We start from the raw sequence: 19,811 nt of genomic DNA on the forward strand, positions 1-19,811 counted from the left end.
CCTGTTCAGTCCTCCAACGGACCCAGCCAGGCGTTCGCCACGGTGTTGTGCGCCGACTCATCGTCTGATGGGTGGAACATCCCCGCCAGCACGTCCCGGTACAGGCGTTCAAGTTCCGACCCGCGAAAGTAGCTGGAGCCGCCACTCACCCTGATGGCCAGGTCCACAACGCGGCGGGCCGTTTCCGTTGCATGGACCTTCAGCCCCACAAGTTTGGGAAACCACTGCGGCCCGTGCTCAACGAGCGCATCCACATCGCGGCTGACGGTCAGCAGCTGGGGGTAGAGGTTATCCATGGCCATGGCGGCCTCCGCGATCTTCCAGCGGATATCCGGATCCTGCGCATAGCTGCGGCCGGCATTCTTGAAGGACGTGCGGCGCTTGACGGCCTCAACACCCAGGTTCAGGGCACGTTCGCCAATCCCTGTGTACACGGCAGCCAGCAAAGTCTCGAAGCACGCGAAGATGGCGAAAATCAGCGGATCGGCGTTGGGTCCCACCGGAAGTTTGCGGAAGATCCTCTCCGGCGGGACCTCGGCGCCGTCCAGGACGGTGGTGTTTGACTGGCTGGCCCGCATGCCCAGGGTGTTCCAGTCATCCAGGATGGCGTAGCCCGCGGCCTCCCGGGTGATGAACCCGTGCACCAGCTCCCCTTCGCCTTCCCTGGCCTGGGCGTCCTTGCCGAAGATTCCCAGCCGGGTCCAGGCGGGCGAAAGACTCGTGAAGATCTTGGTACCCGTGAAGCTGTACGCTCCGCCCGGCAGGGGAACGGCTGCCGTTTTTGAATCAAAAAGTACCGAATCGTTGCCGGCTTCGGAATTGCCGAAGGCGAAGATCTCGCCCTGGGCGGCCTCCTGCAGGACGAAGCCAAGGGAATGGTCCCCCCGTGCGGCCAGGACGTGGGCGACGCCGGTCCAGACCAAATGCATGTTGATGGCCAAGGCGGTGGCCGGGGCCGCCGTTGCCAGCCGCCGCTGGCACTGTGCTGCGGCCTCCAGCCCAAGCCCCAGGCCGCCGTCGGACGCCGGCACAAAGAGCCTGAGGTAGCCGGCGGCGGTCAGCTCCTTGAGGTCTTCAAAGAAGAAGGTGTTGTCCCGGTCATAGCCCGCAGCACGGCCGCGGATGGCCTGGAGCAGCGGCTCCGGCAGGACTTCCTCAGGCGTCATGTCCGGGCCGGCTCAGTAATTGGTGAGGAGCGTGTTGAGCACGCGGGCGCCGAACTTCAGCGAATCCACCGGAACCCGCTCGTCCACACCGTGGAACATCCCGGTGAAATCGAGATCGTCGGGCAGCTGGAGGGGAGCGAAGCCGTAGCCGGTGATACCGAGCCGGCTCAATGATTTGTTGTCCGTGCCGCCGGAGAGCGTGTAGGGAAGCACTTTCGCCCCCGGATCCTCGGTGTGCAGGGCGTCGATCATGGAATCCACCAGGTTTCCGGCGAACGGGACCTCAAGCGAGACGTCGCTGTGCACGTAGCTGACGTCGACACCGGAACCGGCAAGCTCGCGCACGATCTCCAGCACGTGGTCCTGCTGGCCCGGGAGCGTCCGGCAGTCCACCAGGGCCTCAGCCGATTCGGGGATGACGTTGTGCTTGTAGCCGCCCTTGAGCAGCGTGGGATTGGTGGTGTTCTGCAGGGTTGCCCCCACAAAGCGCGCCACGGTGCCGAGCTGGTCGAGCAGGCGGTCCGGATTATCGGGATCGAATTCCACACCCGTGAGTTCGGTCACGCCGTCCAGGAACTGCCGCGTAGTGGGCGTCAGCTCAATCGGCCACTTGTATTCGCCGATCCGGGTTACCGCCGCAGCCAGCCGGGTGACGGCGTTGTCCGTATTGATCTGGGAGCCGTGGCCAGCCCGGCCGTGCGCCACCAGCCGGAGCCAGGAGATGCCCTTCTCAGCCGTCTGCAGGAGGTAGGTGCGCTGCCCGCCGATGGTTGCCGAGAAGCCGCCTACCTCCGAGATGGCTTCGGTTGCGCCTTCGAAGAGCTCGGGCCGCTTGTCGACTGCGTAGCGGGCCCCGTACTCACCGCCGGCTTCCTCGTCGGCGAAGAAGGCAAAGATAATGTCGCGCTTGGGCTTGCGCCCGGATCTGGCCAAATCCCGCATCACAGCAAGGATCATGGCGTCCATGTCCTTCATGTCCACGGCTCCGCGGCCCCAAATGAGTCCGTCCTTGAGCTCCGCGCCAAAGGGATCCACCGACCACTGTTCACGCAGGGCGGGCACTACATCGAGGTGCCCGTGCACCACCAACGCGCTGGCGGACGGATCCTCACCCGCCATCCGGGTCACAACACTTGCGCGGCCGGGCGCCGACTCGAAGATCTCGGCGGCGAGGCCCACTTCCTCGATGAGCCCGGCTGTGTATTCCGCGGCCACCCGCTCCCCCGGACCCGAGCCGTCACCGTAGTTCGAGGTATCTATCCGGATGAGTTCCTGGCAGATCCGGACAACTTCATCCTCGGCACGGATGTCAGACATAGAAACTCCTTGGGCAGTGGGAAGGCTGCAAACAACCTGCGTTCTCGTGTGCCCTCAGCCTACCCATCAGCCCCGATTCCATGTTTTCGGAAAGTTCGTGTTAGAGTTTTTCTCGCTGCTTCGGAGAAAAGCGAAACGCTGAAAGGCGGAAACGATCTCTGAATTACCACCTGCGCGGGTGGCGGAATGGCAGACGCGCTAGCTTGAGGTGCTAGTCCTCGAAAGGGGGTGGGGGTTCAAGTCCCCCTCCGCGCACAAATGGGAAAACCCCTGAAATCTACGGATTTCAGGGGTTTTTTCTGTTTCCGTCGACGGCCTAAGCTGGAGCCGTGAATCCAACCCCGCCGCCTGGCCCGCTTGAAGTCGTCGTCCACTCCGGGCCGGCCGACTGGTGGGTAATCCTTGCCGGGCTCGGTCCCTTGGCTGTGCTGTTCGCGGCCCTGCTGGCTTTCTACATCAACTGGCGCACCCTGGCCCAGCGCACGTCAGCCGATAAGACAGCGCTGGACCAGAAACGCGAAGCCGACGAGCAGGCGCTCCGGCAGAAGACCGAGGCGGACAGCCGGGCGGAATGGTGGCGACGCACCCAGTGGGCCCTGGACCGCACCCTGGATCAGGATGAAGGAACCAAGGCCTTGGGGCTTGCGACCCTAAACGTCCTCGCAGGCAGTGAGCTGGCCCGTGCCGAGGAGCTTGAACTGTTCGACGCGGCGTGGGAGTACGTGCCTGGCGGGGACGATAGTGACTGGACCGTGAGCGCACGGTCCCCTGAACACAAGGACGTCCAAGCGCGCCCGAATGCCGCCTCTGCGCCGGACAGGAAGGTCACCCCTGCCGAGCACCGGGTTCAGGTGGCGGCCGCCCGGCTTCGCTTGACGCTCGACGAGCGCCTGGGGCGGATTACCCCGCCTCAGACCACGGCCTTGGCTAAGGAACGTAACTAGGTCTCGCGGCTCGGCCGCCGTGCGCTGAATTTCAGTCCCGGGCACCATGGTGCCCAAAGTCACCCCACGCCGATCCCAGCGGGTGTCCGCACGGAAATATTGGCGCCGCAGAGAAATTTTCTTGCCAGGCTATTGGGGAATACCCGCCGGATGCTGTACGTTGCATACGCGACAGACGAACCAAAGAAAAGAGATACACCTAAGTGGCAACCGATTACGACGAACTTCGCTCCGACGTCAAGGAGTCGCAGGACAACTCACTCGAGGCACTGCAGTCCGCCAATGCTCCGGACGCCCGCAGCGTCGTCCTCGAGCTCGATGAGGCCGACGGGCTGGATGGCGCCGGCGTTCCGGGAGGCGAATTCGTTGCCGAGGAACTGGTCGTGCAGGTTATCCCGCAGGCTGAGGACGAGTTCACGTGCTACTCCTGCTTCCTGGTCCGGCACCGCTCCCAGATTGCGCGGCAGAAAGACGGACACAGCTTCTGCACTGACTGCGAAGGCTGATTCAAGAAACCCGGATATTCTTCCGTGGCGGCCGAGTTCCGCCAACAGGAAGTTAAGGCACGCCCACGTTTAGTAGGCGTGCCTTTCCTGTTAGGAGGCTCGAGCTGCCGGCTCAGGCGAGACGGCTGCGGACGATCTCGCTGACCGCCTTGCCGTCGAAGCGTCCGGCGACTTTGGCCGTGACAGGCTTCATCACGGCGCCCAGCTGACGCATACCAGGCTCCACGCCTTCGCTCCTCAGCCCGGCGATTGTCTCGTCAACGATCGCCTCGACTTCCGCGGCTGTCAGCGGCTGAGGCAAATATGCCTCGATGATCCCGGCCTCGGCGATCTCGGCCGCGGCCCGCTCGGATTCTCCGGCTTCCATATAGATCCTTGCGGTGTCACGTCGCTTTGCAGCCTCTTTCTGCAACAACGAGGTCACCTGGGCGTCGTCCAGGACAATGGGCGTCTTTCCCGACTTCTCCCGTGTTTCGATCTCGCCCAGGACATTGCGCACCGTTGTCAGGGCGGTTTTGTTCCGCTCCTTCATGTGCACCACAACATCAGCGTGCAGGCGTTCCTTCAAAGTGGTCACGGCATTCCTCGATTCGTTGAGCGCCCCAAGGCGGCAGGGCGGCAGGACAGTGGTGAACCATCCCTCTAGTACCGTAGAGGGCTATGGCTGACAATCACTACTCCCGGCCCGGCGGGAAACGACCTTGATTCCCGAGCAATTGTGGCAACGAATCGTTGAAGCCTTCAGCCGTGCCGCCATCCCCCAAGTCACGGTGGCCGAACTGGCTGTGGTGCTGGCGCTGGCAACTGCATTGTCCATCCCCCGTGCCACCTGGAAGTACTTTGGGCTCCTGGCCACCGCCACGCACGAACTCGGCCATGCTTTCGCCGCCGTCATGAGCGGCCAAAGACTGAGCGGGATCCGGCTCCGGTTGGACCACTCAGGCACAACCACCAGTTACAGCCGGGGCAAGGCCGCCGCCGTCTGGTCCGGATTCTGGGGCTATCCTGTACCTGCCCTGACCGGCGCTGCCCTGGTCACCTCCGGTTTTGCCGGCTGGGGTCCGGCCGCCTTGGCCACAGGCACCCTTATCCTCCTGGTTTCGCTCGTGTTCATCAGGAACTTCGCGGGGCTGCTAATCACAGGCCTTGCCGTCGCAGGCGGCGGCATGCTGGTCCTCGTTGTGCCCAGCAGCTTCACCGGCCATGTTGCAGTCGTGCTTGGCGTGGCGCTACTTGTGGCCGCCGTCCGGGATCTCGCGAAGCTCACCAACGTGCACCTGCGGCGCCGTGACAGGCTGGCCAGTTCCGACGCCTACCTGCTGTACCGCGCAACGTCCATACCCTCCGGCATCTGGATCGCGCTCTTTGTCGCCGTTATTGCCGGCTCCTGGCTGGTCGCCTGGCAGCCCATCTCAGCAATCCTGGCCGCCGGAACCTAGGCTGGTCCGCATGAGCCAGGAATCTCCGAGCGGGCCTCAGGCCACGAACGCCACCGCTGCCGACAGCACGGACACCAGCACCGAACACAGCACCCTGGGCGCATATGTGACCGGCGGTGCCGAGTTCAACCGGGACACCAATTACATTGAGGACCGGATCACCCACGACGGCCGCCCCGGCGTCAACGGCGAGCCGGGGTGGCCAGTGGAAGCTGGCCGGTACCGGCTGATTGCGGCGCGGGCATGCCCGTGGGCGAACCGGGCCGTGATTGTGCGTAGGCTCCTCGGCCTGGAGGACTCCATCTCCCTTGGCCAGCCCGGCCCTACCCACGATGCCCGGTCGTGGACTTTTGACCTCGATCCGGGCGGGGTGGACCCTGTGCTTGGCATCGAGCGCATCCAGAGCGCCTATCTCCGGCGCTTCCCGGATTACCCGCGCGGCATCACGGTGCCAGCGATCGTTGAAATTGCCAGCGGCGCGGTGGTCACCAACAACTTCCCTCAGATCACCCTGGACTTTGCCACCGAATGGACCCGTTTCCACCGGGTCGGAGCGCCTGACCTTTACCCGGAACACCTCCGCGCCGAAATTGACTCCGTCAACAAGCGCGTCTTCACCGAGGTCAACAACGGCGTCTACCGCTGCGGCTTTGCGGGCTCCCAGGAGGCCTACGACTCGGCCTACACCAGGCTGTGGACCGCGCTCGACTGGCTCGAGGAACGCCTCACCGGACAGCGGTACCTCGTGGGTGGCACCATCACGGAAGCGGATGTCCGCCTGTTCACCACCTTGGCCAGGTTCGATGCCGTCTACCACGGGCATTTCAAGTGCAACCGGCAGAAGCTGACCGAACTGCCGGCCCTGTGGGGCTACGCGCGGGATCTTTTCCAGACTCCCGGTTTCGGAGACACGATCGACTTTGTCCAGATCAAGCAGCACTATTACATCGTCCACGAGGACATCAATCCCACCCGGATGGTGCCGCAGGGTCCTGATCCGGCGGGCTGGCTGGAGCCCCATGGCAGGGAATCACTGGGCGGCCGGCCGTTCGGTGACGGCACTCCCCCGGGGCCGGTGCGCCGCGGCGAAGAAGTTTCCCCCGGCCATGGAGCGGCGTAGGATCGGGAAAGCGCTTTCTAACCGGATAGGCTAGCCCCATGCAGAAATCTTTTGGCTTTGCAGCACCCGGTTATGAAGGCGTTTTGGATCTGTTTGAGGCCCTTCTCGCCGCGGATGCGCAGTACAGTGCCCAACTGGCGGCCTACCGGGACGGCGTGAAGATCGTGGACCTGTCCGGCGGGCCCCACATCACCGCCGATTCCATCACGGGGGCGTATTCAGTTTCCAAGGGCGTGGCGGCGCTGGTGATTTCGCTACTCGTCCAGGACGGCCTGCTGGACCTTGACCGGACGGTGGCGAACTACTGGCCCGAGTTTGGTTGCCATGGCAAGGACCGCTTGCTGGTGCGTGAAGCCCTGTCCCATCAGGCGGGCCTGATGGGAGTCGAGGGAGGCATAGCCCTGGACGAATTCACCACCTCCCTGGCCGCGGCAAGGTTGGCAGCGACGAGCCCCGCATGGCGTCCCGGCAGTTGCTTCGGATACCACGCCCTCACCATCGGAATCATTATGGAGGAACTCTGCCGACGGGTCACGGGAACCAGCCTGCAGAGCCTCTATGACCAGCGCATCCGCACGGCCTACGGCATCGACTTCTTCCTGGGACTGCCCGAAGAGCTGGAACCGCGCTACCGTGACGTCCTCTACGACGTCGATCCCCTTCAATCATGGCTGGATCCACTGAGCCTGGATGGGCTTAATAGCAACGCGGCAGTCAGCACAATCATGGAACTTCCCAATCAACGGGCCGTCCGCGCCGCGGGGATGAGTGCCGCCGGCGGTGTGGGTACGGCGGAGGGCCTGGCCAGGCTCTACGCCGCGGCCATCACCGGTGTGGACGGCCGGGACCCCTTGTTGACCCCTGAGACTGCCAGTGCCATGTCCCACGAGCAAGTGTGGGGCTTGGACCGCCTGTCCGGACTGGACAACGCCTTTGCCGTGGTCTTTATGAAGCCACACGTGTCGCGGAATTTCGGCAGCCACCGCGCCTTCGGCCACGAAGGAGCCAACGCTGCGCTGGGGTTTGCCGATCCCGCGTACGGGCTCGGCTTCGGATACATCCCGCAGCGGGCCGAGGACGGACGCACCCAGGGCAAAGCTCATCGGCTGGCTGCGGAGGTCCGGCGGGCGGCGTCGGCCTTGTCCTAGTACACGGGTGCACCTAGTGTGGGGCTGATGGGTGACACTCAAACGCAGCCGCAGGGCCGGCCCGCCGCTGGAACCCGAATCCTGCGGAATTCGGTGGCCGGTCTCTCGTCGGCATTCACAGGACAGCGCCTGCAGCTGGCGGCGAAGGCAGCGCTGGCCGCCGGCCTCGCTTTCGCCATTGCTCCCCTGATGCCGGGATCCGCTGCCGAGTATCCGTACTACGCGCCGCTCGGCGCCCTGGTGTCGATGTACCACAACGTGGCCGGATCCTTCCGGCAGGGTCTCCAGGCGCTCGTCGGACTCGCCCTGGGTATTGGGCTCGCCTTTGCGCTGGTCAGTGTCGGTGATCCGTCACCGCTGTCTGTTGCGGTCGTTATGGGACTCGGCGTGCTGCTCGGCGGTCTCCCCCGCATCGGCTCGGGCAGCGATTGGATTCCGACGGCGGCGCTGCTGGTCCTGCTGGTGGGGGGAAGCAACCGGGACGACTTTTCCTTCGGCTACCTCATCCAGATGGGCGTCGGCGTCGCCGTGGGCATTGCCGTCAACTTCCTGGTCTTTCCTCCCCTACACTTCAACGCGGCGGCCACCAGCCTGGGCAAACTCCGGCTGGCCCTCGGGCGGCAACTGACTGACATGGGAACGGCCCTGACTGAAAAGTGGCCTCCCGAGCATGAGGACTGGTCCCGCCGGTCGACCGAGCTGGCCGAAGCAGCCAGCACGGTCCGCCATCTCGTGCGGGAGGCTGACGCGAGCCGCCGCGCCAATCCGCGCCGCCGGCTCCATCCTCGCGATGTGGATCTCGACTACCGCAACCTTCGCGATCTGGAGCGGGTGACATTCCACATCCAGGACATGACAGAAGTCCTGTCCGATGTCATCTGGACGGACGAGGCACCATACACGGTGCCTTTCAACGACAGTGCGCCCCTGGCCGCGGCCATGACCGCCACCGGCGAACTCCTGGCCTCGTTCGACGGTGAGGATGAAGCAGACCAGCGGCGGCTGTTCGCTGCCGCAAAGTCGGCGGTGGAGGCCGGCATGGCAACGGTTGCGGAGCGGGCCCAGGAGGATTCGTCCGTGACAGCGTCCGAGTCCATCCTCCTGAGCCTGCACCGTATCCTCAGGGCTGTGCGGCCGGCGTCCTAGAGCGGTGCCACGGAGCCGCTGAAGTGGCGGCGGCCGGAGCGGGGGTTCCACGCCACAAATTCGGCCCGCTGCCAGCCTTCGCCAGGCGTCTGTGCCGTGGTGATATCCAGGGCGGTGATAGCCAAGGCAACGCGGGCAGGAAGGAACACTGGAGCCTCGAACGTGACATCCCACGTGAACGTTTCGCCCTTGGCCGGCCCGACATCCGCGAGGGCCCTCGAGGCAAGGTACATCCCGTGCGCGATGGAGCGGCGCATGCCCAGGGCCTTGGCAGAAAGCACGCTCAGGTGGATGGGGTTGAAGTCTCCTGAAACGGCGGCATACGCCCTTCCCGTGTCGACCCCCAAATGCCAAATCGCGGTGGGGTCCGGAAGCGTGAAATCGGCCTGGCCGTTGTGGGGCGTTGGCTTGTCGATGCCGGGGAGGAACACGCCCTTGGCCAGGTAGGAGGAGCGCCCGGTCCACTTGATGTCCGGCGTATCCGCGCCACGGATCTCTGCCACAACGTCAAGTTGCGTGCCGGACCGGTGGCCCCGGAGGTTCTCAACCCTGGCCTGGATGTCCAGCGATTCCGTGAAGAGCACCGGCGACCTCTGCTCCACATGGTTGCTGAGATGGACCATGCCCAGGAGTGGCAGCGGGAAATCGTCGCGGTTCATCACACTCATTGCCAGCGGGAATGCCAGTGCGTGGAGGTATCCGGCCGGCAGGGTGTCCCTGGCAGTCAGCCCGATGAGGTGCTGGTAGGCGGTGAGGTTGCCGACGTCGGCCCTTACCCCGCGCACTTCGTGGCTAGTGACCGGAAGGTTTGATCCGTTGTGCGTGCCCAAGACGCGCCGCCGCGCGGTCTGCGCGGCGGCATTGACGTAGAGCTTGGACAGGGACGGCATCTCCCCCAGGATGACCGGCTGGACAGTACTCATGCCCCCACCAGGTTCTGTCCGCAGATCCGCAGCACGTCGCCGTTAATGCCCCCGGCGGCGTCGCTCGCCAGGAAGGCAATGGCCTCCGCGACGTCGGACGGTTGGCCACCTTGCTGAAGCGAGTTCAGCCGCCGTCCCACTTCGCGGACGGCAAACGGGATCCGTGCTGTCATGTCTGTTTCGATGAATCCGGGCGCCACCGCGTTAAAGGTCCCGCCGTTCGCCGCCAGAAGGGGCGCAGAAGCGCGCACCATACCCATCACACCGCCCTTGGACGCCGCGTAGTTGGTCTGGCCCCGGTTGCCCGCGATGCCGCTGGTGGATGCCACCGAGACAATCCGTGGTGAATTACGGAAGTGTTCGGAAGCAAGGAGCGCTTCGTTGATTCTGAGCTGGGCGGCGAGGTTGATGTTCAGGACGGAGGTCCAGCGGCCGTGGTCCATATTGGCGAGCAGCTTGTCCCGGGTAATTCCTGCGTTGTGGATGACGATGTCCAGACGGCCATGACGCTGCACGGCGTGGTCGATGATCCGCTGGCCGGCATCTGCGCTGCTGATATCCAGTTGAAGCGCCGTGCCGCGGACTTCGTTGGCAACGGCAGCCAAATGGTCCCCGGATGCCGGGATGTCTACGAGGACCAGGGTGGCCCCGTCCCGGTGGAGGGTCCGGGCAATAGCCGCACCGATGCCGCGGGCGGCGCCGGTGACCACGGCAACCTTGCCGGCGAGCGGTTTCTCGAAGTCCGGGGGCAGGTGGCCCTGCTCGGTTGCCACAGTCAGGAACTGGCCATCCACAAATGCCGACCGGCCGGACAGAAAGAACCGCAGGGCTGCCAGAGCGCTGGGGCTGGTGCTCTGGACACCTTCTGCCAGGACGATGCCGTTCGCTGTTGCGCCGGCCCGGAGTTCCTTGGCAAGCGACCGCAGGAAGCCATCCACGCCTTGCCGGGCAGCCGACTGTGCAGGGGACGCGGTTTCGGCGGCCCGCCGGGAGATGGTGATGACGCGGGCGCTGGGGCCCAGATCACGCAGTGAGGCCGCGGCGGACAGCACAGGCTTTTCGAGATCCTCGGGCCGGGTCAGCTCATCCAGGACCAGAATGATCGCGCCAAGTTTTTCGCGGGGCACCGCGTGGCGCCGGACGTCCAGGTCCCAGGAGAGCAGCTTGGCGGCCAGTTCGTCGGCACCGGCGGTGTTGCCCTGGACCAGGACGGGGCCGGTGACCAGGGGCTGGCCCGGCTTGAAGCGGCGCAGCACCGCAGGCTGGGGCAGGCCCAGCCGTTTGGCGATGTTCTTGCCTACGCCTTGGTTGACGAGGGTGGTGTATTTATCCGTCATCCGGTGCCCCTAGAGTGCTTCGAGAATTGCGACGACGCCTTGGCCGCCGGCGGCGCAGATGGAAATAAGTCCGCGCGCAGGCCTTCCCTCGACGGTGCCTTTGGCCTGCAGCATCTTGGCCAGCGAGGCCACGATGCGTCCGCCGGTGGCTGCGAACGGGTGGCCCGCGGCCAGGGAGGAGCCATTGACGTTCAGCTTGGTGCGGTCGATGCTGCCGAAGGCACCCTCAAGTCCCAGCCGGGTGCGGCCGAACTCATCATCTTCCCAGGCGGCCAGGGCGCTCAGGACAGTCCCGGCGAAGGCTTCGTGGATCTCAAAGAAGTCGAAGTCATCCAGCGTCAGTCCGTTGCGGGCCAGCAGCCTGGGGACCGCAAACACGGGAGCCATAAGCAGTCCGTCCTTGCCGTGGACGAAGTCCACGGCGGCAGCTTCACCATCCACGACGGTGGCGAGCTTCGGCAGGTCATGGGCATCAGCCCAGTCCTCGGATGCGAGCAGGACCGTGGAGGCCCCGTCGGTCAGCGGTGTGGAGTTTCCCGCCGTCATGGTGGCCTCGGTGCCGAGGCTCTTCCCGAAGACGGGCTTGAGTGTAGCCAGCTTCTCCAATGTGGTGTCCGCCCTCAGGTTGGAGTCCTTGGCGAGGCCTCGGTATGGCGTCAGGAGGTCATCGAAGAATCCTGCGTCATACGCGGCGGAAAGGTTGCGGTGGCTGTTGAAAGCCAGCTCATCCTGCGCCTCGCGCGAAATGTTCCACTGCGCGGTGGTCAGCGCCTGGTGCTCGCCCATGGACAGGCCGGTGCGTGGCTCCCCAGTACTCGGAGCATCGGGGGCCAGGTCCCTTGGCCGCAGGCGGCTGAGTACCTGCAGGCGCTGGGGCAGTGTCTTGGCGCGGTTGAGGTCCAGGAGTATCTCGCGGAGGCCTTCACTGACAGCAATGGGGGCATCCGACGCCGAGTCGACACCACCGGCGATGGCGGAATCGATCTGGCCCAGTTTGATCTTGTTGGCCAGGCCCAGAACCGTTTCGAGGCCGGTGGCGCACGCCTGCTGCAGGTCGTAGGCGGGGGTTTCCGCCGACAACGCCGAACCCAGGACTGCCTCGCGGGTGAGGTTGAAGTCGCGGGAGTGCTTGAGTACGGCCCCCGCCGCAACCTCGCCGATCCGCTCATCCTGGAGGCCAAACCTGGCGATAAGACCGTCCAGTGCGGCAGTGAGCATGTCCTGGTTGGATGACTTCGTGTAGGCCCCGCCGGACCGGGCAAACGGGATCCGGTTACCACCCACAATTACGGCCCGGCGGACTGGACGCGCCGCGCCGGAAATCGTGGGGCTGGCGAATTCGTGGGGTCCGGTGCCGGACTGTCCATTGACGGACATGGGTGACTCCTCTGATCTGCGACGGTTACCGATACCCAGCGTACCTGATACGCTGAGTATCGTGAACAACCTCCACGCAGAAGTCCCGACGCCGGCTGCCGGCGCAATTGCCGACGGCCGTTCGGCCCGCTGGCAGACCCACCGGGAGGAACGACGCCGGGAGCTCATCAAGTCCGCACGCCGCGCGGTCCACGCGCTGGGCAGCGATGCCTCCATGGAGGAGATTGCAGCGGCCGCCGGCACCTCAAAGTCGGTCTTCTACCGCTATTTCGGCGATAAGGCAGGGCTTCAGCACGCCGTCGGGGAAGTTGTCCTGAGCCAGATGCAGCGCAAGATCCGCGAAGCGGCGCAGGGTGCCCAGACTCCTCGGGAAGGGCTGCTGGCCATGATTTCTGCCTATCTCCAGATGGCGGAAACCAGCCCCAATGTCTACAGTTTTGTCACCCGCTATGCGCCGGTGGATGCGGACAGCCACCAGGGAGCGGCGGCCATTTCGGGAGCCCTTGGCCACTTCTTCGATTCCATCGCAGAGATGATCGCCGCGCCAATGCGGACCCACCTCGGCGAAGGCAAAGAAGCGGTGATCGGCTACTGGCCCACGGCGGCCATCGGCCTGGTCCGAAATGCCGGTGAGCAATGGCTCAGCACGCCGGCTTCGGCGGCGAAGCCGGACCAGGAAGCCATGGCCCGCCAGATCACGGCCTGGTTATGCGTGGGGATCGCCCCCGAGCTTAGTCCCGCCAGCGCGGCATGATTCCGCCCCAAGAACCTCACACCCTCCTGTCAGAACCAACGAAGGACATTGACATGACCGAAGTAGTGGACCGCCCCACCGGCCCGGACGCCGCCGTAACGAATACAGCCGTCGCTAATGCCGCCGTAGCGAACATAGCCGCTGCGGGCCCAGCGGTCACCAGCCCCAGCGCCAACTACGGCTCGGCTGTGCAGCCCGCCGTCGACGTTGCCGCCCTCGGCGAGCAACTCCTGGGCAAATGGGCGGACTCTCGTCGGCAATCCCGCGCGCTGGCCAGTGACCCTGCACTGCACAAAATTGAAGGACTGACGCACACCGAACACCGGACGCGAACCTTCGGCCAGTTGAAGTACCTCGTGGACAACAGCGCCGTACACCGGGCCTTCCCGTCGGCACTGGGCGGTTCTGATGACCACGGCGGCAACATCGCGGCGTTCGAGGAACTGGTTACCGCCGACCCGTCCCTGCAGATTAAGGCTGGTGTCCAGTGGGGCCTCTTCGGCTCGGCCGTGATGCACCTGGGCACGCAGCAGCACCACACCAACTGGCTGCCAGGCATCATGAGCCTGGAGATCCCCGGCTGCTTCGCCATGACGGAGACCGGCCACGGTTCCGATGTGGCCAGCATCGCCACCACCGCGACCTACGACGTCAAAACCCAGGAATTTGTGGTCCATACACCGTTCCGCGCTGCGTGGAAGGACTACATCGGCAATGCAGCCATCGACGGCCTCGGCGCCGTCGTTTTCGCCCAGCTCGTGACAAATGGCGTCAACCATGGCGTGCATGCCTTCTACGTTGACCTCCGGGACCCCCAGACCAAGGAGTTCATGCCCGGGATCGGTGGCGAGGACGACGGAGTCAAGGGCGGCCTCAACGGGATCGACAACGGCAGGCTGCATTTCGACAACGTCCGCATCCCCCGCACCAACCTGCTGAACCGCTACGGCGATGTGGCACCTGACGGGACCTACACGTCGTCCATTGCCAGCCCCGGCCGCCGCTTTTTCACCATGCTGGGAACTCTCGTCCAGGGCCGCGTGTCATTGGACGGCGCGGCCGTGGCGGCGTCGAAGGTCGCCCTGACAGCAGCCATCCGCTACGCCACCGAACGGCGCCAGTTTAATGCGTCGTCGCACACTGACGAAGAGGTCCTCCTGGACTACCAGCGCCACCAGCGGCGCCTGTTTACCCGGCTGGCCACGACGTATGCCGCGGGCTTCGCGCACGAGCAGCTCCTCCAGAAATTCGACGACGTCTTTTCCGGCGCCCACGATACTGACGAGGACCGGCAGGATTTGGAAACCCTCGCCGCAGCCCTGAAGCCGCTGAGCACCTGGCATGCCCTTGACACCCTGCAGGAATGCCGCGAGGCGTGCGGCGGCGCCGGCTTCCTGATCGAAAACCGCTTCGCCTCCCTTCGGGCGGACATGGACGTCTATGTCACGTTTGAGGGCGACAACACCGTGCTGCTCCAGCTTGTGGCCAAGCGCCTCCTGGCCGACTATGCCAAGGAGTTCAGGAATGTCGATTTTGGCGTCCTTGCACGCTACGTGGTGGCCCAGGCAACGGGCGTGGCGATCCACCGCACTGGGCTGCGGCAGGTGGCACAGTTCGTCGCCGATACCGGATCAGTCCAGAAGGCTGCCATTGCGCTCCGGGACGAGGAAGGCCAGCGCGCCCTCCTGACGGACCGCGTCCAGACCATGGTGGCCGACGTCGGGGCGGCCCTGAAGGGCGCCAACAAGCTGCCCTTCGAAAAGGGGGCAGCCCTCTTCAACCAGCACCAGAACGAGCTGATCGATGCTGCCCAGGCCCACGCCGAGCTCCTGCAATGGGAGGCGTTCACGGCGGCCCTGGAAGACGTCACGGACCCCGGCACCAAGCGGGTCCTGACCTGGCTGCGCGACCTGTTCGGCCTGTCGCTGATCGAGAAGAACCTGTCCTGGTACCTGATGAACGGCCGGCTCTCCATGCAACGGGCACGCACCGTGGGTGATTACATTAACCGGCTCCTGGTCAAGATCAGGCCCCATGCCCTGGACCTTGTGGACGCCTTCGGGTACGGCGATGACCACGTGCGTGCGGCGATCGCCACCGGTGCCGAGAAGACCCGGCAGGACGAGGCCCGCGCCTACGTCAGGGCACAGCGGGCCAGCGGCAACGCACCCGTCGACGAAAAGCTGCTGCTGGCGCGCACGGCTACCTCCCGATAAAGCAACGCGAGGTCACTTCAAGCCCCTCCGACGCCCCGGAATGGGCACTTTGTGACCCCGCGTTGGATCAAGCGTTTTGTACGAACGACGGCGCCAGTCCCCTCGGTGGGGGCGGCGCCGTCGTGCGCTGTTTGGTCACTAGTGCTGCTGTTCCTGCCGTCCGTCAGGAAAGCACTGAGCGGTAGACCTCGAGGGTGGTCTCGGTGATGGAGTCCCAGGAGAAGTGCTCCTCCGCACGGCGGCGGCCGGCCTGGCCCATGGCACGTGCCCGTTCGGGATCGGACACCACCTCGGTCAGAGCGGCGGCAAATTCCGTTACGAACTTCTCCGGATCAAGCGGCGTGCCTGTACCGTCGGTGACCTGCTCCAGGTCCACCAACAGGCCCGTCTCGCCATGCTGGACCACCTCGGGAATGCCGCCCGTAGCGCTGGCCACCACGGCAGCACCGCAGGCCATCGCCTCGAGGTTGACGATGCCCAGCGGTTCATAGATGGACGGGCAGGCGAACGCTGTGGCGTGGCTGAGGACCTGGATGAGTTCGTTCCGCGGCAGCATCCGTTCGATCAGCACGACGCCGGTCCGCTGGCTCTGCAGCTCCTCGATCAGGCGTGCAGTTTCTGCGGCGAGCTCGGGGGTATCCGCCGCCCCAAGGCACAGCACGAGCTGCACATCGGCCGGAAGCTTCGCGGCGGCACGCAGGAGGTAAGGCACGCCCTTCTGGCGCGTGTTGCGGCCGACAAACACCACGCTCGGCTTATCCGGATCAATGCCCAGGGCGCGGACGGCGTCCTGGTTTTCGTCGCGCTGCCACAGTTCGACGTCGATGCCGTTGTGGACCACCCTGACTTTGGCAGGGTCAACGTCCGGGTAGCTGCGAAGGATGTCCTGGCGCATGCCTTCCGAAACGGCGATGATCGCTGCTGCCGCCTCGTAGGCAGTTTTCTCGACCCAGGAGGACAACGCGTAGCCGCCGCCAAGTTGCTCGGCCTTCCACGGCCTCAGGGGCTCCAGGCTGTGGGCACTTAATACGTGCGGGATGCCGTGGAGCAGGGACGCCAGATGGCCGGCCATGTTCGCATACCAGGTGTGCGAATGGACCAGATCGGCACCTGCCACGTCCGGCACGATCCGCAGGTCCACCCCGAGCGTCTGGACGGCGGCGTTGGCCGAGCCCAGGTCTTCGGGAACGGAATAGGAGGTCACCCCGGCACCGTGGTATTCGGCGTCGCGGGGTGCCCCGAAGGCACGAACCTGCAGGTCAACGTGCTTACTAAGCACCCTGCTCAATTCGGCCACGTGGACTCCGGCGCCTCCGTAGATCTCGGGCGGGAACTCTTTAGTCACAATGTCTATTCGCACGTTACCCAAGGTAGTCCTTCCGCACTATCTGTTCTAGTGTGAAGGAGTCCGGGCATGCCGGACTGTTTGGGGTTACGAAGGCGTACAGGAGCTACTACCATGCCGTTGAATAAAAGAGTCCTGGCCATTGTCCTCGCGGGCGGCGAGGGAAACAGGCTAATGCCACTGACGGCAGACCGGGCGAAACCTGCAGTGCCTTTTGCCGGCAGTTACCGGCTGATCGACTTTGCGCTGTCCAACCTGGTGAATTCACGCTACTTGCAGATCGTGGTCCTGACCCAGTACAAGTCCCACAGCCTTGACCGCCACATTTCCGAGACCTGGCGGATGTCCACGCAGCTGGGCAATTATGTGGCGTCCGTGCCGGCGCAGCAGCGCGTCGGCAAGAGCTGGTTCCTCGGCAGCGCCAACGCCATCTACCAGTCCCTGAACCTGATCCATGACGCCAACCCCGACATCGTCGTCGTGGTTGGTGCGGACCACGTGTACCGCATGGACTTCGCCCAGATGGTGGAGCAGCATGTGCAGAGCGGTGCCAAGGCCACTGTGGCCGCCGTGCGCCAACCGTTGAACATGGCCAACCAATTCGGTGTGATCGAGGTGGACCAGGAGGACCCGCAAAAGATCGCCGCATTTGTGGAGAAACCCGCCACAACTCCTGGCCTGGCCGCTGATCCCAGCCAGTTCCTGGCTTCCATGGGCAACTACGTCTTTGACGCCGACGCGTTGGTGGATGCCCTCCACGTCGACGCCGAACGGCTCGATACCAAGCACGACATGGGCGGGGACATCATCCCCTACTTCGTCGGCCAGGGTGAGGCGGGAGTCTATGACTTCACCCTCAATGACATCCCCGGTTCCACGGAACGCGACCGGACGTACTGGCGCGACGTCGGCACCATCGATTCGTTCTATGACGCGCACATAGATCTCATCTCCCCGTTGCCGGTGTTCAACCTCTACAACTCGGAATGGCCCATCTACACACGTCAGAGCATCTCCCCGCCGGCCAAGTTCGTCCGCGGGGAAAACGACACCGTGGGCACCGCCCTTGACTCCATTGTGTCCAGCGGCGTGGTCATCTCCGGCGGCGTGGTGGAGGGATCCGTCCTGTCCAACGACGTCTTTGTGGGGAACGGCAGCAGGGTCATCGACTCGGTCCTGATGGACAAGGTGAACATCGGCGAAGGTGCCGTGGTCAACCGGGCTATCCTGGACAAAAACGTGAAGGTACCGGCCGGCGCCGCGATCGGCCTGGATCCGGAACTGGACCGCGCCCGCGGTTTCAAGGTGACCGAGTCCGGCATCACGGTGCTCGCCAAGGGCCAGCAGGTGCCAGAGCCCGGAGAGGCGGAACGGGCGCTCGCCGCCAGGAACCTCCACCTTGTACCTAATGCCATCAAGGCGGCCACGGCCAACTATCCCGAAATCCGCGAATCAGTGGAACAGGTCGCTGCGGTCCATGCGGCCACGGCATCCCAGGCCGCCCCGGGCGGCCGCCGCGCCTAGGCGACGGACGGGCAGGCCCGGCAGGACAGCAACGCTGGACCCGGTCAGGCCGGATCTTCCCCAGGCTGTAAAATCGGTACAATGAGCTCCCCCGATCTGACGCCTGAGGAAATCCAGGCCTGCCTCAAGGTGTTGAACACCATCCACGTCTATGACGAGGAACACCCTGACTATGTCTCGGTGCGCCGAGCCACCGGGAAGATGTTCAAGGCCGTGAAGCGTCACCGCCGCGTGACCAAGCGGGACCTGATCTCCGAAGCCGACCGGGCTGTCATCGCACAGACGGCTACAGCAGCACCGGACCGGATCGACGACGAGACCCGCGGCAACAAGCTGGAGACCTCGGCGACGGGAAAGGTGGCCGGGCACCTGATCCGTTCCCGCCCCTGCTACATCTGCAAGAAGCACTACACGCAGGTGGACGCTTTTTATCATCAGCTCTGCCCGGAATGCGCCGCCTTCAGCCACAGCAAGCGGGATGCCCGAACCGACCTGACAGGCCGGCGTGCGCTGCTCACCGGCGGACGCGCCAAAATCGGCATGTACATCGCGCTGCGCCTGCTCCGGGATGGCGCGCACACCACCATCACCACCAGGTTCCCCAAAGACGCCGCACGCCGTTTTGCGGCAATGGAAGACAGCAGCGAGTGGCTGCACCGGCTCCGGATCGTGGGCATCGACCTGCGCGACCCGTCGCAGGTGATGGCCCTGACGGATTCGCTCAACGCCGCGGGCCCCCTGGACATCATCATCAACAACGCCGCCCAAACGGTGCGCCGATCCGGCAACGCCTACAAACCCCTGGTGGACGCCGAGGACGAGCCGCTGCCGGCCGCGCTGGAGCCGGCCAACGGCGGACCGGAACTGGTGACGTTCGGCCACGCCCACGACAAACACCCCCTCGCCCTGGCGAGCAGTGTCACGGATCACCCGGTGCTGGCCGGCGACGCCATCACTTCGCTGGCGCTCTCCACCGGCTCGGCCTCGCTGGAGCGGATCGCCTCCGGAACAGCGATCGACGCCGGCGGGCTCGTCCCGGACCTGGCTGACATCAACAGCTGGACCCAGGTGGTGGACGAGGTTGACCCCCTGGAAATGCTGGAAGTCCAGCTCTGCAATGTCACGGCCCCGTTCCTGCTGGTTAGCAGGCTCCGGGACGCCATGAAGCGCTCCACGGCGCACCGGAAGTACATCGTCAACGTCTCCGCCATGGAAGGCCAGTTCTCCCGCGCCTACAAGGGCCCCGGGCATCCGCACACCAACATGGCCAAGGCAGCCCTGAACATGATGACCCGCACCAGCGCCCAGGAAATGCTGGACGCCGACGGGATCCTGATGACTGCGGTGGACACCGGCTGGATCACTGACGAACGGCCGCACTTCACCAAGGTCCGCCTCATGGAGGAGGGCTTCCACGCGCCCCTGGACCTGGTGGACGGCGCCGCCCGTGTCTACGATCCGATCGTGATGGGCGAAAACGGCGAGGACCAGTACGGGGTCTTCCTCAAGGACTACAAGCCCAGCCCCTGGTAGGACGGACACTGTCCTG

At 64.9% G+C, this 19,811-nt stretch carries 17 protein-coding genes and 1 tRNA gene; 11 read left to right on the forward strand and 7 right to left on the reverse strand.

The window, feature by feature from the left end:
- Positions 1-5: 5 nt before the first annotated feature.
- Positions 6-1,166 (reverse strand): acyl-CoA dehydrogenase family protein, encoded by a 1,161-nt coding sequence (locus ACVWY0_RS12950; RefSeq protein WP_485837054.1) that lies wholly within the window; start codon positions 1,164-1,166, stop codon positions 6-8.
- 12 nt (positions 1,167-1,178) lie between these two features.
- Entirely contained in the window at positions 1,179-2,483 is a 1,305-nt protein-coding gene (locus ACVWY0_RS12955) for a M20/M25/M40 family metallo-hydrolase (RefSeq protein ID WP_485837055.1), read from the reverse strand.
- Positions 2,484-2,655: 172 nt separating this feature from the next.
- On the opposite strand from ACVWY0_RS12955, the gene ACVWY0_RS12960 reads away from it, so the two are divergent.
- The 3 genes from ACVWY0_RS12960 to ACVWY0_RS12970 all read left to right on the forward strand — a co-directional run bounded on the left by ACVWY0_RS12960 (position 2,656) and on the right by ACVWY0_RS12970 (position 3,933).
- Positions 2,656-2,738, forward strand: a tRNA-Leu gene (locus ACVWY0_RS12960).
- 74 nt (positions 2,739-2,812) lie between these two features.
- Positions 2,813-3,427: a hypothetical protein gene (locus ACVWY0_RS12965; RefSeq protein WP_485837056.1), complete on the forward strand. Its 615-nt coding sequence runs from the start codon at positions 2,813-2,815 to the stop codon at positions 3,425-3,427.
- 203 nt (positions 3,428-3,630) lie between these two features.
- Positions 3,631-3,933 carry a DUF4193 domain-containing protein gene (locus tag ACVWY0_RS12970; protein WP_485837057.1) on the forward strand — a complete coding sequence of 101 codons (303 nt, stop codon included), beginning with the start codon at positions 3,631-3,633 and terminating at the stop codon, positions 3,931-3,933.
- A gap of 112 nt (positions 3,934-4,045) precedes the next feature.
- Here ACVWY0_RS12970 and ACVWY0_RS12975 read toward each other — a convergent pair whose 3' ends face one another.
- Positions 4,046-4,510 (reverse strand): GatB/YqeY domain-containing protein, encoded by a 465-nt coding sequence (locus ACVWY0_RS12975; RefSeq protein ID WP_058932479.1) that lies wholly within the window; start codon positions 4,508-4,510, stop codon positions 4,046-4,048.
- A 124-nt stretch (positions 4,511-4,634) separates the two neighbouring features.
- On the opposite strand from ACVWY0_RS12975, the gene ACVWY0_RS12980 reads away from it, so the two are divergent.
- From ACVWY0_RS12980 to ACVWY0_RS12995, 4 genes are all read left to right on the forward strand, one after another.
- Positions 4,635-5,372 (forward strand): M50 family metallopeptidase, encoded by a 738-nt coding sequence (locus ACVWY0_RS12980; protein WP_485837058.1) that lies wholly within the window; start codon positions 4,635-4,637, stop codon positions 5,370-5,372.
- A gap of 10 nt (positions 5,373-5,382) precedes the next feature.
- Entirely contained in the window at positions 5,383-6,492 is a 1,110-nt protein-coding gene (locus ACVWY0_RS12985; protein ID WP_485837059.1) for a glutathione S-transferase family protein, read from the forward strand.
- Positions 6,493-6,530: 38 nt separating this feature from the next.
- Positions 6,531-7,640, forward strand: coding sequence for a serine hydrolase domain-containing protein (locus tag ACVWY0_RS12990; protein WP_485837060.1), 1,110 nt, complete (start codon positions 6,531-6,533; stop codon positions 7,638-7,640).
- 93 nt (positions 7,641-7,733) lie between these two features.
- Positions 7,734-8,786 (forward strand): FUSC family protein, encoded by a 1,053-nt coding sequence (locus tag ACVWY0_RS12995; RefSeq protein ID WP_485837098.1) that lies wholly within the window; start codon positions 7,734-7,736, stop codon positions 8,784-8,786.
- Here ACVWY0_RS12995 and ACVWY0_RS13000 read toward each other — a convergent pair.
- Genes ACVWY0_RS13000 through ACVWY0_RS13010 form a run of 3 tightly spaced genes read right to left on the reverse strand, consistent with a single transcriptional unit; the run spans position 8,783 to position 12,423 of the window.
- Complete coding sequence (locus tag ACVWY0_RS13000; protein WP_485837061.1) at positions 8,783-9,709, reverse strand: MaoC family dehydratase; 927 nt, start codon at positions 9,707-9,709, stop codon at positions 8,783-8,785. The genes ACVWY0_RS12995 and ACVWY0_RS13000 overlap by 4 nt on opposite strands.
- Positions 9,706-11,046 carry a 3-oxoacyl-ACP reductase gene (locus ACVWY0_RS13005; RefSeq protein WP_485837062.1) on the reverse strand — a complete coding sequence of 447 codons (1,341 nt, stop codon included), beginning with the start codon at positions 11,044-11,046 and terminating at the stop codon, positions 9,706-9,708. Before ACVWY0_RS13005 ends, ACVWY0_RS13000 begins: the two co-directional genes overlap by 4 nt.
- 9 nt (positions 11,047-11,055) lie before the next feature.
- A complete protein-coding gene (locus tag ACVWY0_RS13010; RefSeq protein ID WP_485837063.1) occupies positions 11,056-12,423 on the reverse strand; it encodes an acetyl-CoA C-acetyltransferase in 1,368 nt (455 codons plus the stop codon).
- Positions 12,424-12,484: 61 nt separating this feature from the next.
- Here ACVWY0_RS13010 and ACVWY0_RS13015 point away from each other — a divergent pair, with 61 nt between their 5' ends.
- On the forward strand, positions 12,485-13,177 hold the full coding sequence (locus tag ACVWY0_RS13015; RefSeq protein WP_485837064.1) for a TetR/AcrR family transcriptional regulator: 693 nt from the start codon (positions 12,485-12,487) through the stop codon (positions 13,175-13,177).
- A gap of 53 nt (positions 13,178-13,230) precedes the next feature.
- Entirely contained in the window at positions 13,231-15,393 is a 2,163-nt protein-coding gene (locus ACVWY0_RS13020) for an acyl-CoA dehydrogenase family protein (RefSeq protein WP_485837065.1), read from the forward strand.
- Positions 15,394-15,556: 163 nt separating this feature from the next.
- Here ACVWY0_RS13020 and glgA read toward each other — a convergent pair whose 3' ends face one another.
- Positions 15,557-16,753 (reverse strand): glycogen synthase, encoded by a 1,197-nt coding sequence (gene glgA / locus ACVWY0_RS13025; RefSeq protein ID WP_485837066.1) that lies wholly within the window; start codon positions 16,751-16,753, stop codon positions 15,557-15,559.
- Positions 16,754-16,852: 99 nt separating this feature from the next.
- On the opposite strand from glgA, the gene glgC reads away from it, so the two are divergent.
- On the forward strand, positions 16,853-18,262 hold the full coding sequence (glgC, locus tag ACVWY0_RS13030; protein ID WP_485837067.1) for a glucose-1-phosphate adenylyltransferase: 1,410 nt from the start codon (positions 16,853-16,855) through the stop codon (positions 18,260-18,262).
- Between the two features lie 81 nt (positions 18,263-18,343).
- On the forward strand, positions 18,344-19,795 hold the full coding sequence (locus ACVWY0_RS13035; RefSeq protein WP_248760601.1) for an SDR family oxidoreductase: 1,452 nt from the start codon (positions 18,344-18,346) through the stop codon (positions 19,793-19,795).
- Positions 19,796-19,811: the final 16 nt, after the last annotated feature.

The organism is Arthrobacter sp. UYNi723, from assembly GCF_054057635.1.

Bases quoted from the DNA above. Each gene is read 5' to 3' on its own strand.
- ACVWY0_RS12985 (WP_485837059.1), top strand. From the start codon at position 5,383: ATGAGCCAGGAATCTCCGAGCGGGCCTCAGGCCACGAACGCCACCGCT.
- ACVWY0_RS13035 (WP_248760601.1), top strand. From the start codon at position 18,344: ATGAGCTCCCCCGATCTGACGCCTGAGGAAATCCAGGCCTGCCTCAAG.
- ACVWY0_RS13005 (WP_485837062.1), bottom strand. From the start codon at position 11,046: ATGACGGATAAATACACCACCCTCGTCAACCAAGGCGTAGGCAAGAAC.
- ACVWY0_RS12955 (WP_485837055.1), bottom strand. From the start codon at position 2,483: ATGTCTGACATCCGTGCCGAGGATGAAGTTGTCCGGATCTGCCAGGAA.
- ACVWY0_RS12950 (WP_485837054.1), bottom strand. From the start codon at position 1,166: ATGACGCCTGAGGAAGTCCTGCCGGAGCCGCTGCTCCAGGCCATCCGC.
- ACVWY0_RS13000 (WP_485837061.1), bottom strand. From the start codon at position 9,709: ATGAGTACTGTCCAGCCGGTCATCCTGGGGGAGATGCCGTCCCTGTCC.
- ACVWY0_RS13010 (WP_485837063.1), bottom strand. From the start codon at position 12,423: ATGTCCGTCAATGGACAGTCCGGCACCGGACCCCACGAATTCGCCAGC.
- ACVWY0_RS13020 (WP_485837065.1), top strand. From the start codon at position 13,231: ATGACCGAAGTAGTGGACCGCCCCACCGGCCCGGACGCCGCCGTAACG.
- ACVWY0_RS12990 (WP_485837060.1), top strand. From the start codon at position 6,531: ATGCAGAAATCTTTTGGCTTTGCAGCACCCGGTTATGAAGGCGTTTTG.
- glgC (WP_485837067.1), top strand. From the start codon at position 16,853: ATGCCGTTGAATAAAAGAGTCCTGGCCATTGTCCTCGCGGGCGGCGAG.